General features: G+C 52.0%; 11 protein-coding genes. 2 read left to right on the forward strand and 9 right to left on the reverse strand.

What is annotated here, in order from left to right; translation table 11 throughout:
• The coding region (locus HPT30_RS07250) for an IS3 family transposase (RefSeq protein WP_175369646.1) at positions 1 to 221 on the forward strand (221 nt) is incomplete at its 5' end.
• Positions 222 to 713: 492 nt separating this feature from the next.
• Here the strand turns inward: HPT30_RS07250 and HPT30_RS07255 are convergent.
• The 8 genes from HPT30_RS07255 to HPT30_RS07290 form a co-directional block, all read right to left on the reverse strand.
• Positions 714 to 1,589 carry a M15 family metallopeptidase gene (locus HPT30_RS07255; protein ID WP_175370750.1) on the reverse strand — a complete coding sequence of 292 codons (876 nt, stop codon included), beginning with the start codon at positions 1,587 to 1,589 and terminating at the stop codon, positions 714 to 716.
• A 186-nt stretch (positions 1,590 to 1,775) separates the two neighbouring features.
• On the reverse strand, positions 1,776 to 3,617 hold the full coding sequence (locus HPT30_RS07260; RefSeq protein WP_175370751.1) for a DEAD/DEAH box helicase: 1,842 nt from the start codon (positions 3,615 to 3,617) through the stop codon (positions 1,776 to 1,778).
• A gap of 489 nt (positions 3,618 to 4,106) precedes the next feature.
• Entirely contained in the window at positions 4,107 to 5,777 is a 1,671-nt protein-coding gene (locus HPT30_RS07265; RefSeq protein ID WP_175370752.1) for an AarF/UbiB family protein, read from the reverse strand.
• Entirely contained in the window at positions 5,778 to 6,125 is a 348-nt protein-coding gene (locus HPT30_RS07270) for a phasin family protein (RefSeq protein ID WP_175370753.1), read from the reverse strand.
• Positions 6,126 to 6,231: 106 nt separating this feature from the next.
• On the reverse strand, positions 6,232 to 6,870 hold the full coding sequence (locus tag HPT30_RS07275; protein ID WP_066379228.1) for a ThuA domain-containing protein: 639 nt from the start codon (positions 6,868 to 6,870) through the stop codon (positions 6,232 to 6,234).
• A 204-nt stretch (positions 6,871 to 7,074) separates the two neighbouring features.
• A complete protein-coding gene (locus tag HPT30_RS07280) occupies positions 7,075 to 7,887 on the reverse strand; it encodes a uroporphyrinogen-III synthase (protein WP_175370754.1) in 813 nt (270 codons plus the stop codon).
• Positions 7,888 to 7,970: 83 nt separating this feature from the next.
• Positions 7,971 to 9,959, reverse strand: a complete 1,989-nt coding sequence (locus tag HPT30_RS07285; RefSeq protein ID WP_175370755.1) for a methyl-accepting chemotaxis protein — start codon at positions 9,957 to 9,959, stop codon at positions 7,971 to 7,973.
• A 249-nt stretch (positions 9,960 to 10,208) separates the two neighbouring features.
• Entirely contained in the window at positions 10,209 to 10,604 is a 396-nt protein-coding gene (locus HPT30_RS07290; protein WP_175370756.1) for a Fur family transcriptional regulator, read from the reverse strand.
• Between the two features lie 186 nt (positions 10,605 to 10,790).
• Here HPT30_RS07290 and HPT30_RS07295 point away from each other — a divergent pair, with 186 nt between their 5' ends.
• Positions 10,791 to 11,933, forward strand: a complete 1,143-nt coding sequence (locus HPT30_RS07295) for a GGDEF domain-containing protein (protein WP_175370757.1) — start codon at positions 10,791 to 10,793, stop codon at positions 11,931 to 11,933.
• Here the strand turns inward: HPT30_RS07295 and HPT30_RS07300 are convergent.
• A complete protein-coding gene (locus HPT30_RS07300) occupies positions 11,926 to 13,014 on the reverse strand; it encodes a Ger(x)C family spore germination protein (protein ID WP_312876312.1) in 1,089 nt (362 codons plus the stop codon). The two genes, HPT30_RS07295 and HPT30_RS07300, sit on opposite strands and share 8 nt — an antisense overlap.
• Positions 13,015 to 13,017 lie beyond the last annotated feature (3 nt).

Raw genomic sequence — 13,017 nt, forward strand, 5'->3', positions numbered from 1 at the left:
ACTGCTACGACAATGCCTGCATAGAATCGTTCCACAGCATCCTTAAGCGAGAATTGATCTACCGTAGAGCCATTTTCCAGACTCAAAAAGAAGCCGAAAACCATTTGTTCCGATATATCGAATTCTTCTACAATCGGAAACGAATTCACAGTAAACTGGGATATCTATCTCCAGATCGTTTCGAGTCACTGTACTACAGCAATCTAAAACTAGCGAATTGACCCTATTTACTGTGTCCACTCTATTGACAGAGGTACAGAATTGCCTTTATTTTAAACCACGGGGTACGGGGCACCTGTTACGGGTTACGGGTTACGGTTACGGTTACGGTCACGGTCACGGTCACGGTCACGGTTACGGTTACGGTTACGGTTACGGTTACGGTTACGGTTACGGTTACGGTTACGGTTACGGTTACGGTTACGGAGTACAGGGTACCTGTTACGAGTTGCGGGTTACGGGTTACGGGTTACGGGTTACGGGTTACGGGTTACGATCACGGCTACGGTTACGGTTACGGTCACGGAGTACAGGGTACCTGTTGCGAGTTACGGGTTACGGGTTACCTCTCACAAGTCACTAGCCAAGACGCACAAGTTAACAGCCCCCGACCAGCTACCATCATCCATCTCATTAGGTCAGACCATGCAAAAGAGGATGTCCGTAAGCCTATGGCTTATGGGACATCCCCTTCCATCATGCGAAATCCATGCCTATTGCGACACCGGAACCGCGTTATAGTATTCCTCCAGCGTAACACCGCTCTGTACAATATCAGCCGCTATTTCCTTGCCGACATAACGGATATGCCATGGCTCATACATGTATCCGGTAATGTTCTCCTTGCCTTCCGGATAGCGGATGATGTACCCATACTCCGCTGCATGCTCAGCTAACCATTTGGCTTCTGGCGTACCAGCGAAGCAGCTTTCAGCCGCACATTTCCCGTCACTGCTCGTCACATCAATAGCTAGTCCGGTCTGATGCTCGCTATGGCCTGGAACAGCGCTGTATCTGTGCGCTTTCTCCTCACCATCACGTTTGACGTAATTGTCAAACAGCCTCACCTGTGTAGATTGTGAACGGTAAGCGGAGACACCTGCCAGATAAATGCCATCTTTCTGCGCACCGGCAAACAACTCTTCCAGTGCCGAAGCCGCTTCCTTGCGCATCATCCGTTTCTCAATTTTCTCCTTGAACGTAAACCGCACATTCGGATAGACGAGATCCTCCGGCTTGTAATTGTCCGGCAGACCGTACTGTTTGTTCACCATCACCGTAATGCTGTCTGGTTTGGCAACCGTTTGCTCGGAGGAACCATTCCCCGTAACAGCCGGAGCCGTCGAACCCGCAGGCACATCTCCTCCACCTGTGTTACTGTTGCCAGCGTTATCCGGCTTGTCCGATCCTTCATCACCCGGAACCTCCGTCGGCTTAGGCGAAGCCGCAGGCTGACCCTGAAGGTCATTCTGCTGATTGACTGCCGCCCCCTGTTCCTCTGAGGCCGAAGGAATCGTATATTTACCGATCCCCCAGCCGATAGCAATGACAATGATGAATAAGAACAGGACTCTTACTTTTTTGGACATCTTTCTACTTCTCCCTCCTAAACCCGTTTTCTTCTCTATTAGACCGGCAAATCACCGGAAATGTTTCATTAAGAAGAATTAGACCCACCGTAATCAGTTATATTCCAAAAAAATATTACCATAGTCGTCAGCGTAAACGCCAACTGCACTATGGTAACAATGTTTACTTACGCCTGTCCATCGCCTTTATCTGGATGAGCCACGCCCACCGCCTTTACGGCCGCCGGAACTATTGCTACGGCCTCCGCTACGCGAGCTATTACCTCCATAGCCGCTCTGGCCTCCGCTGCGTGAGCCACCACCGCCGTAGCCGCTCTGGCCTCCGCTGCGTGAGCCATTACCGCCATAGCCGCTCTGACCACCGCTGCGCGAGCCACTACCGCCGTAGCCGCTCCGGCTTCCGCCGCGCGAGCCAGTGTCGCTGTTACCGCTTTGGCTTCCGCTGCGCGGGCCACTAGCGCTGTAGCCGCTCCGCGGGCCATTGCCGCCTTGGGCACCGCGGCCCGGGCGGGAGCCCGCTGCCGGCTGTTCCCAGACGGCAGCTTCTTTAGCGCGTCCGCGGCCATTGCCGCCCTGGGCGCTGCGGTTCGGGCGGGAGCCCGCTGCCGGCTGTTCCCAGACGGCAGCTTCTTTAGCGCGTCCGCGGCCATTGCCGCCCTGGGCGCTGCGGCCCGGGCGGGAGCTTGCTGCCGGCTGTTCCCAGACGGCAGCTTCTTTAGCGCGTCCGCGGCCATTGCCGCCTTGACGCGCACCAGCCTCCGCACGCGGCGCTGCGCCGCTGCGGGCTGCGCCACGGCCGCCGGGCTTCGGTCCGCGGCCGGTCCGTGCCGATTCGGTAGCCGCACCACGGCGGCTACCTTGGCGGTTCCCGCCGCTTGGCGCGGCAGCGGAGAATTCACCGACGCCGAACTCGTCTTTCTCGTAGCGGCGGCGATCAAGCCGCTGCGAGATGCCTTGCTCAATCATGTCGAGGCCTTGCCAGTCACGCGGCGAGGCAAAGGTAATTGCCAAGCCCTTGCCACCGGCACGGCCTGTCCGCCCGATCCGGTGAATATAGCTGTCTACATCCAGCGGCATATCGTAATTGAAGACATGCGTTACGCCTTCAACATCCAGTCCGCGGGCTGCTACGTCTGTAGCGACAAGAAGCTGTAGCTTGGCGTCGCGGAATCTTTTCATCACCGCTTCACGCTTCGCCTGAGACAGATCACCATGCAGCTCATCACATTCGTAACCAGCCTGCCGCAATGTCTCATTCAGCTTGGATACCCGGCGTTTAGTCCGGCAGAAGATCATCGCCAAATACGGACGGTCCCGCTCGATCAAGGCTTGCAATGCTTCCTCCTTGTTCCGGTCAGAGCATTCCACTACCTGCTGACGGATATTGTCCAGCGGAATCGGCGAACCGCTCTTGATCACGATATCCAGCGGCTCTTTCATATAATTGGCTGCAAGCCGCTTAATCGGATCTGGCATAGTTGCCGAGAACAGCATCGTCTGGCGGCGGTAAGGCACAGCCGTGATAATGGTCTCAACATCCTCCAGGAAGCCCATATGCAGCATCTGATCCGCCTCATCCAGAACGAGCATTTTAACTCCGCTGAGATCCAGTGTCTCCCGGCGCAAATGGTCCAAGAGACGTCCCGGCGTTCCGATAATCAGGTGACGGCCGCCTTCCAGCTTGCGGAGCTGCTTCTCCACATCCTGGCCGCCGTATACAGCGAGGATTTTGACGCCTGTATGACGCGCCAGCTTGCGTGCCTCTTCTGTAATTTGCAAAGCCAGCTCCCGTGTAGGAGCCAGGATTAGCGCCTGCGGATAAGCCCGCTCTACATAGATCTTGTCTAGAATCGGCAGCAGGAACGCAAGTGTCTTCCCTGTTCCTGTCTTAGCCCGTGCAATGACATCCAATCCCTGTACAACTGGCGGAATTGCTTCCTGTTGTACGGGGGTCGGTTGAACAATCCCTTGTCCTTGAAGAAGTCCAGTCAACACCTCTGAAACTCCCAAATCTTTAAAACCCGGCAAATTCTCCACCTCACTGTTTCTACAAAATAATGATGCTTCTCAGCATCTCTTCGCTTCCTAAACTTCAGACCTTCCGCAACATCCCTATTCAAGTAGAAACGGCTTTGCCGTCCACTAAGGGACGGTATCCGTTTCAGCGAGAAATATAAGGATAATTTATAGTGTAGAACATATAAATTCTTATATTTCAAACAAAAAGCGGAAGAACTCCGTCACCGGAGCCCTTCCGTCCCAATGTATCCTTGATCACCATAGCGGAGTCGTCAAGGTTCGGTTTCTTAAAGGGCAGCTAGTCACCGGACAGTTCAGACGGCACTCCATTGCTTTATATTCAACACTTTCGTCATGAGAATCCAGCTTAGGCTTAGAAAGTTCCTCTATATTGTACTTGATCCTTAAGCCTTTGTGGTGAAAATGGTTAAGAATATTTCCTGATTCATTAGCCTGCTCTATTAATATACCCTAAATGGCAGCCTTTACTTCGGCTCGCTAGAACCTGCCCGACTTGAAAATCGAGAACAGCAGCCACAGGAACATCAGCAGCGCCACCACTGCACCAATCTCCACCGTAGGAAAGTCCCACAGATGCGAAGGGTCGCCACGCATCGCCGAGCCTATAATCAACCCCACCATAATGATGCTAAAGGCCAGCAGCACGATGCTGAAGGACAGCCGGTTGCCAATCCGATCCAGCTTGCGCTGGAGCGTCTGCAATTCAGGCAGTCCTACCTCAACCTTCAGCTTGCCCGAGCTGACCAGCGCTGAGAGCTGACGCGCTTGTGCCGGCAGCTCAATCAGACTCTCAGCCAGGTCTGCTACGCCGTCCCACAGCTTGCGTTGAATCCGGCTACCGGTAAAACGCTCTTTGGCCAGCCGCTTGCCGAAAGGCTCGGCCATCTGGACAATGCTGAAAGAGGGGTCGAGGTTCCCGACGACCCCTTCCATAGTCAGCATCGTCTTGCCCAGTATCGCCAGATCCGGCGGAATCACCAGCCGGTGTTTGCGGGCAATGCCGAAGAGATCGTTCAGCGCCTTGCCGATACTGACCTGATTGAAAGGCACATCATAATATTCATCCCGGAGACGGTCGACATCGTTATGCAGCGCCGCCCGGTCCGCATTCTCCGGAATGACGCCAAGCTTGAGAATTGCCCGCACCATCGCCTCTGTATTCTTGCGCATCAGAGCGATGATTAGCGCAGATAATTGCTCCCGCATCTGATCACTCAGACGGCCAACCATCCCGAAATCGATTAAAGCCAGCTTCCCGTTCTCCATCAGCATCACATTGCCGGGATGCGGGTCGGCGTGGAAAAAGCCGTGAATGAATACCTGGCTTAGCATCGTCTCTACGAGCTGCTGTGCCACAACCTTGAGCTTGACACCCTTGTCCAGCAATTCCTGGCGGCGGTTCAAGGTAATGCCTTCCACGTACTCCATGGTCAGCACCCTTGTTGAAGAATAATCCCAATAAATCTCCGGGATGTAAATCGCCTCGTGTTGTTCGAGCTGACCTGCTATTTTCTCTGCATTGCGCCCTTCCTGGCTATAATCCAGCTCACCCAGCAGAGACCTGGAGAACTCATCCGCCATGCGGGACAAGCCATACTGCTTGGCCCAGTCCATGCGCCTCTCCGCCAGAGCGCACAGGTCGCGGAGAATCTCCAGGTCACGACTCATCGTCCGCAGCACACCAGGACGCTGGATTTTGACTGCAACAGTCACCCCATCGTGCAGCACAGCACGGTGAACCTGACCGATGGAAGCAGCGGCAAGCGGTTTATATTCAAAAGATTGAAAGATCTCGTCCACATGCTGATCCAATTCCTGCTCCACAATGGACCGGGCCGTGTCCGCCGAGAACGGCGGCACATGATCCTGGAGCTTCACCAGCTCCTGAATAATGGAATCGGGCAGCAGATCGGAGCGGGTGCTGGCGAGCTGACCCAACTTGACAAAAGTTGGCCCCAAATCCTCCAGCACCCGGCGGATCCGCTCCCCGAGGGTTAGACTTTCATGAACCTCCTGTGTGACCAGACGGCGCGGGAGGGATAGAAGATGGTAGAGTCCAAGTTCCTCGACCATATAACCAAAGCCATGACGCATAAGCGCCATGGCAATCGCCCGATAACGTCCAGCATGCCTGATGCGGACCGCCATTTATTCGTTACGCGTTTCCGGTAAAGTTCCTTCCAACCGGGAAATGCCCTCCAGCGCCGCTATGCGATGCTCCAGTCCGGCTATTTTGGCCTCAAGGGCTTCAATATCCTTGTGTGACGGCACCTTCAGATCATTCAGTACACGTTGTACCTGTTCTTGTATGGCTGACTTGAATACGCCGCGTTCTTCCTCTCCCCGCTCGATAAGCCGATCGACTAATGCTTTCGATTCGGAAGGTGCAAGCTCTCCGCGCTTCACAAGATCCTCCACTGCCTTCTCAACTTTTTCCTTGCTGACTATGGTGAGGCCCACTCCTAAAGAGATCGCTTTTTTAAACAAATCACTCATGGCACTTTCCTCCCAAAGATTGCGTTTTGTTGTAAACAGAAGTCATGGTTAAAGTATACCCCACTGAGCAGCGAATTCACAAAAGGAACGATGAGACCTTTATTCTCTAAGAAGTATGAGGAATGCGCGCAGCCCAGGTGGCAGCCTGCAAGATCAGCTCCCGGATCGCCGGATGCCGGAACGTAGGCTCATGATGGCCAGGCATCAGATAGACAACCCGTCCTTGACCATAGCGGTGACACCATGCAGCAGGCAGCCATTCACCATCGGCTTCATATTCCAGAAGTACAGTTTTCTCAGTAAAAGGATCAAATTCGAAGCGGTATGGCTCCTCATCCAGTTCAAAATCTTCAATTCCCTCTGTAATATCATGCTGCTGCACGCGGAATTTCAAGGGACCATAAGGCGGATGGGTGGTGAATTTCCCACCGATTAACTGGGCCAGCTCATAGCGCTTTGCCAGAGATACGCCGGTATGCAGAACAATGAGTCCGCCGCCACCGCTCACATAGCTTAGTAGCCCTGCGGTCTGCTGGGGTGACACCGTTTCATTCCATAATTCATTATAAGCAATACATAAGTCATAGCCGGCCAAATGCTCGCTCAGCAACAGTTTCTTATTCTCTGAACATTGAACCGTCAGCAATTCATGCAAAATTTCACCGATTTGTTGATCCACTCCCTGCAAGGGATGGAAACGGGGATGGGTGTAGTCACCAAGTAATAGACATTTTCTTTTGTCCATAGGTGCACTCCTCCTTACTTATTCGTCTGGTGTAATTGGTATGCGTTCCCTTTATTCTAAGGAAAACCTCCCGGGATGTCCATTCATAACGGACTTTTTCCGGATATTCGTCCTCCAGTCAAAAAAGCATTTCCGCCCTTGATTGCGACAAAAATGCTCTCTAGAACAGCCTTCTCTCCGGGCCGCCTGCCGCCCTCTGCAGACTTAACGGCCCGCAGCCAGATAGCGGCCAAGCTCCACGAACATGCTGCCCATCCGCTCGTGTTCTGGCATGACGATCCGCGTAATCCCCTCTTCTTGAAGTGCGGCAGAGGTAATGCGCCCGACCGACACGGCAAGCACGTCATTTTCAAAAGCCTCCCGCAGTGCTTCCAGCTTATTTTCCTTCTTCGCAAATTGAGAGAGAAAACGAAATTGTGGCGCACTGGTAAAGGCCACGGCATCTACTTTTCCGGTCACAATTTCATCCAGTAGCCTGTCCAGCTCACCTGGCTCAGGAGGGGTATGGCGGTACGGCAGGATCTGCCGGGCTACGGCTCCGACAGTATCCAGCCATTCAGTAAGAACGGGTGCCGGATCACCGTGAAGCTGCAGCAAAACGTCTTTGCCCTGCAGATCGAGATTTTCCATGCCCCGGATCAGACCTGCACTGCTGCCATCATCGTCGCGAGCGACAGGGACCAGCCCTCTCTTCTTCAAAGCATTAACGGTTTTGTAACCCCGAGCGGCAATAAGGGAGCCTGACAAGACTTCCTGAAAACGTTCCTCCAGCCCCATGCTGCCAGCCATGGTGAACAGCGCCTCCAGCCCGATTCCTGTAGTCAGAATCACTAGATAAGGAGGGCTGGCAATCCAGCCCTCCAGGCCTTCGCGCAACGCATCATCATCCAGAAATACGGTTCCCTGGGCAGGCCGCAGCAGCGCCGTTCCACCCATATTCTGTACCAGCTTGGTCATTTCCTCCGCCTTACGCGCACCGGCGAGGGCGATGGTGAGACCTTTTAATTGCTCTGCCATGAAATGCTCTCTCCTTATCATAACCCTGTTATTTTGCTTATCAGTATACTTGTAAATACCAGGAGATGGAAAGAAGGATTTGACTACCGCCGTTCATCCAGCTTGAAACGACCCGCCAGCTTCTGTAGCTCTTCGGCCAGATGGCTGAGATCCGCGGACGATGAGGCGATCTCCTCCACAGAAGCCAGTTGCTCCTGTGCGGCAGCGGAGATCGTCTCTGTGCTGACAGCAGCTTCACCGGTAATCAAGCGAATTTCAGCAATTGCCTTCTCCATGCTATCTGTTTCGGAGGTGAGCGTACGGACAGCTCCACCCATCACTTCGATTTTCTCCGCGGCACCCTTAACTGCTCTACGGATACGCGAGAAGGATCGGCCTGTGGTGTCGACCGCCAGAATCCCTTCCGATACACGCTCTTTAGCAGCTTCCATAGCGATTGTAGCCTGCGTCATTTCCCCATTAATGGAAGTGATTTGATCGGCAATTCGTGTCGCCGATTGCTCTGATTCCTCCGCCAGCTTGCGCACCTCTGCGGCCACGACAGCAAACCCACGGCCCTGCTCGCCCGCCCTTGCGGCCTCAATGGAAGCATTCAGCGCCAGCAAGTTCGTCTGACGGGCAATTCCCTTGATCACTCCCACAATACCGGTGATCTGATCAGTACGGCTATTGAGCTTGTGGATCACGCCGCCCAGCTCTTCCACTGTCTCGTGGATGCCATTAATTTTGTCCACGACACTAATAACCGAATCGCCGCCTTCTGAAGCAGACACTGAGGTTTTATCCATCATTGCTGACACCTGCTCCATAACCTCCGAGATCCCCATCACTTCACTGGCTGTTGCTGTCACACTCTCCATGCCCTTATGTACGCTGTTAACCTGACGCTCCGTTCCCCCCGCCACCTCCTGGATGGCGATAGTCACATGCTCAATAGCCTTTGTGGTCTGCTCTGCATTCGCAGTCAGTTCCTCGGCAGAGGAAGACACATTGTCCGTCATCTCCTGTACACCAACGATCATGCTCCGCAGATTGACCACCATGGATTGGAAGTTTCCGGCCAGCACGCCGACCTCATCCATCCGGTAGCCGTCGATATTCTTCGACAAGTCACCCTCGGCGATCACTTCTGTGGCCTTTCTCAATCGGCGAAGCGGCTGAAGTATGGAATGCACATTAATATAGACAAGTACCATTGCTACCAAGACAGAGCCAATGATAACCATCGTGGCTGTAGTGCGGATAGGTGTTGTTACAGCACTAACCTCGTTCATACTGATCGTGCCCCCAATTCTCCAGCCCGTCAGCTCGTTGACCATAAAGGTCATCTTCTTGTTATCATCCTTATGGACGTAATCGAAGGAACCTTCCTCTGTTTCGAACATCTTCTTCACAAAATCAGCACCGGATTCTGCGCCAATCGTCTCTGTAGGATGGACCAGAAACTTCTTGCTGCTATCCATGACCAGGATATAGCCTTCCTTTCCCACCTTAAGACTTGTCAGCTTGCCCAGTTCGGCCAAATTGAGATTCAGCGCCACAACACCATCACCGCTCGCTAATACGGCAGAGATGGCAATGACATTCTCTTTGTCGGCCGATTGGAAAGCCGGGGAGATCACTACCCCCTTGCTGTTCTTCAACGCATTGACATAGGAATTCTCCTTGCGTGGATCATAGTCATCAGGCAGCTTGGATTCAGAGGCATGCAGTGCCTTGGCCCGGCTTGTTCCCACATAAATATCTAGCACATCCGAATGCAGCGCCGCATATTCCTTTAACCTGGCCTGAATCCCCAAAGAAGCTTCACCATTTGCTTCGCTGTTAATATCATCTGCCTTCAGCTGTCTGGCAAAGTATTCAATATCATTAATCTTGGACTGTATATTGGCATTAATAATGCTGTTGACCGCTCCTACGCTCTCCTTCGCGTTATTTATTAATTGATCTTCCACTTCACGGCTGGCTGATTGATAAGTTTGCCAGCCAATAATCATGCTTGGCACCAGCAGCACAAGCATGTAGGTGGCAACGAGCTTTGTACGGATGGAGATAACCGTATTTTTGTTCATGAGGTGTGATCACTCTCTCTTTCATCTGGGTCTTAAGTAGGTATGCTCTTGAAGTTAATAACAACTTTATGTATATAAATATAATTCAGCTTTCACAGTCTTTTTCCCTTCTCATCCTCTTGAATATTCTCACATATTTCTTCAGAATACTCCTATAAAAAATGAAAAGACCGCTTTAATGAAAGCGGTCTTTTCTTATATGAATAATATCTTGAACACAAAAAAACAAGGACGAAAGTCCCTGTTTTCTTAATTCGTTCTTTTCCCTTTACAGTTTGGGCAAATTCCGCCGAATACGACATGGGCATGCCCAATGGTATACCCTGTTTCGCTAGCGACTTCGTTTATCCATTCTTCCGGAACGTGGCTCATCACTTCATCCACCGCCCCGCACACCTCGCATATAATATGCTGATGATCATCCATTCTCGCATCATATCGGCTTGCCGATTCGCCGAGCTTCAGCTCCTGGATCAGCTTCTTGTCAGACAGATAACGAAGGGAGTTATAGACTGTGCCATAAGCAAGATTGTGTCCCTGTTCCACCAGGCGGTTCATTACCTCAGCAGCAGTTGGGTGATCATGCGAATTCCGAACGATATCGTAAACGGCTTGCCGTTGAGAAGTCAGATTAAGGTTTCTCATTTCGATCATCCTCTTATTTATTTTTAGATCAAGTATAAGTATTAAAGACGATACGGTCAATAAAAATAGCCAGAGCTCTACTATATTTTATATAGCCTTTTCCGCAAAATTCGCTAAAATGGACTTATCCATTCATTGAATACACCGGATTTAGCCAATTCTCCATGCAAGGGGCCATTGAAAGTTATGCTGATTGACCTGATTACCAGCTTGTTCACTAATTTCTGCATTCTCGTTACATTTGTCTTCCTCTCCGGCAGTCTTTCCAAGCGATACAACTTCCTGGGCCGTACAATGTCGCCTCTGGCAGGGATCGCCGCCGGATTGATACTCGGGCTCTTCGGCATAATTCTGATGAGCTACTCGTTCCCTATTGGACCGAATACCTACGCGAATCTGCGGCATCTGGCGATTATTATCGCAGGCGCTTATCTCGGCTGGCTTCCTGCTGCTGTCTGTGCTGTCCTTCTGGCCGTCAGTCGGCTCCTCTTCTATGATATTACATACAATTCCCTTTCCGCCGCCTTTTCCTTGCTGCTCTGCGGCGCTTGCTGCAGTTGGATCGCGCTTAAGCCTTGGACCCGGCTACGCAAAATGACCGTCAGCAATCTGGTCACCATGGGGCTCGTATTTGCCCTGCTGCTTAACAATCTGGACGGTTTCCAAACGGTCATGCAGGTCTTTCCAATAGAGCTGGCTGCCTCTCTTGCTACCGGCCTTATCGTCTATTATGTTGCGGAGTATATCCAGCGCTCCAATGAATTGTTTAACCAGCTTGAGGTGCGGGCTACGACCGATTTTTTGACCGGACTGAATAACCGGCAGCAATTCCAGCGGCATTTGGAGAACGAGTTGCTCCAGGCTGCCGGGCAGCGCGAGAGCTTGTCCCTGCTTGCGGTAGATATCGATCATTTCAAGACCATTAACGATACGTATGGACATCCAGCAGGAGATCAGGTACTGATTCAGCTTGCCCAGCGGCTGATCGGAGCTGCTCGGCCTCAGGATATTGTTGCTCGCAATGGTGGCGAGGAATTTTCAGTGCTACTGCCCATTTGCTCGCTGCAAGAAGCCGGGATAGCTGGCGAACGGATCCGGGCAGCTGTAGAGCAAGACTTGTTCCTTTTGCCAGACGGACAGCGGATCCCCGTTACCATCTCCGTCGGTGCAGCTTGCTGTCGACCTGATTATGATGAAGCCGTCAGCCGCCTGCTGACCCAGCACGCCGACCAGGCGCTCTACCGGGCTAAAAATTCCGGGCGGAACAAGGTCTGCTCCGAACCCCCTTATCCCCGCGAGAACCAATCCTATGAAAGGCAGCTTATTTAATCATGCCGGAGTATTTGATATCCACATCCACCAATGTTTTGAATTCCAGCTTCGGATAAATAGCCTTCCAGTCCCTCATCTCCGTGTCATTGTTGAAATGTCTTGAAGCGTAGCGCAAGCCCCAGCCAAACGGGTCCAGTCCGCTTCGTTGAATTTTGACCAGAAGCTTCTCAATCCCTTCCTTCAGCTCTTCTCCCCCAGCCTTGGAGAGCTGTTGAAGGACCTGATGAGTGACTATATCCTGAGAGCTATTCTCTTCAAGAATACCCAAGAGCTTCACCTTGTATTGAATATACGGCTTTCCCTCTTCAGGGGTAAAAATTCGATAACTGGCTGACGTATCCTCCGTATAGTATTGATACATCCCGCCTTTGTAATGAGCGGGGAGATTGGTCCGCAGCTCGCGGCGTGTCAGCAGATTGAAAAGTCTGGTTTCATCGGGGGAGAGAATGAGACGGATTTTCTGTTTATCGAGTAGAGCGAGCTTGTTGATCAGAAATTGCTCTGTTCCTTGAGATTCAATAATCGGAAGAGTGGGATCTATGCCCACCTCAAAAACATTTTTCATTAGCTGATAGGAATACACGCTCGCGATAAAAGGCGACTCCGTCCCTTCGCCGCTCATCGCCATGATAAGCGAATTAGAAGGAATATGCTCCGACTGAGGCTTTATATTCAGTACTTTCAGCGCCTCCGGTCTGCCCACGCCAAAGTTCAGGATCAACTGGATATCCCTGCGCCGCACGGCCCAGTCCATCACATGGCGGATATCTTTTTCAGCAAGCTTCTCTCCCATGATGATCGATTTGCAATGCACGTAATCGAGTTCCTTCTCCACTCTGGATTTCATCATACGGAGCGCTTCCGAGATGCTGTAGGATTCCTCCGTCAATATCTGCATCTTCTCATCAATCTTAGTAATATCACCCTGCGGTACGGCCAGCTTCAGACTAACCTTAAGGTTACCTTCTTTCTCCCCAGGGTCGATCCCCATGGCAACCACGAATATCCGCCGGTCGATATCCTTGAAATCACAGCCAGCCGTCAGTAGCAACAGTATCGTTATAAGCAAAAGAAACACTTT

This window comes from Paenibacillus agri (assembly GCF_013359945.1).
GTDB classification, from domain to species: domain Bacteria; phylum Bacillota; class Bacilli; order Paenibacillales; family Paenibacillaceae; genus Paenibacillus_AQ; species Paenibacillus_AQ agri.

What these genes read in the sequence shown, in the direction of transcription:
- HPT30_RS07265 (WP_175370752.1), bottom strand. Translation starts at nt 5,777, where the DNA reads ATGGCGGTCCGCATCAGGCATGCTGGACGTTATCGGGCGATTGCCATG.
- HPT30_RS07275 (WP_066379228.1), bottom strand. Translation starts at nt 6,870, where the DNA reads ATGGACAAAAGAAAATGTCTATTACTTGGTGACTACACCCATCCCCGT.
- HPT30_RS07280 (WP_175370754.1), bottom strand. Translation starts at nt 7,887, where the DNA reads ATGGCAGAGCAATTAAAAGGTCTCACCATCGCCCTCGCCGGTGCGCGT.
- HPT30_RS07285 (WP_175370755.1), bottom strand. Translation starts at nt 9,959, where the DNA reads ATGAACAAAAATACGGTTATCTCCATCCGTACAAAGCTCGTTGCCACC.
- HPT30_RS07295 (WP_175370757.1), top strand. Translation starts at nt 10,791, where the DNA reads ATGCTGATTGACCTGATTACCAGCTTGTTCACTAATTTCTGCATTCTC.
- HPT30_RS07255 (WP_175370750.1), bottom strand. Translation starts at nt 1,589, where the DNA reads ATGTCCAAAAAAGTAAGAGTCCTGTTCTTATTCATCATTGTCATTGCT.
- HPT30_RS07270 (WP_175370753.1), bottom strand. Translation starts at nt 6,125, where the DNA reads ATGAGTGATTTGTTTAAAAAAGCGATCTCTTTAGGAGTGGGCCTCACC.
- HPT30_RS07290 (WP_175370756.1), bottom strand. Translation starts at nt 10,604, where the DNA reads ATGAGAAACCTTAATCTGACTTCTCAACGGCAAGCCGTTTACGATATC.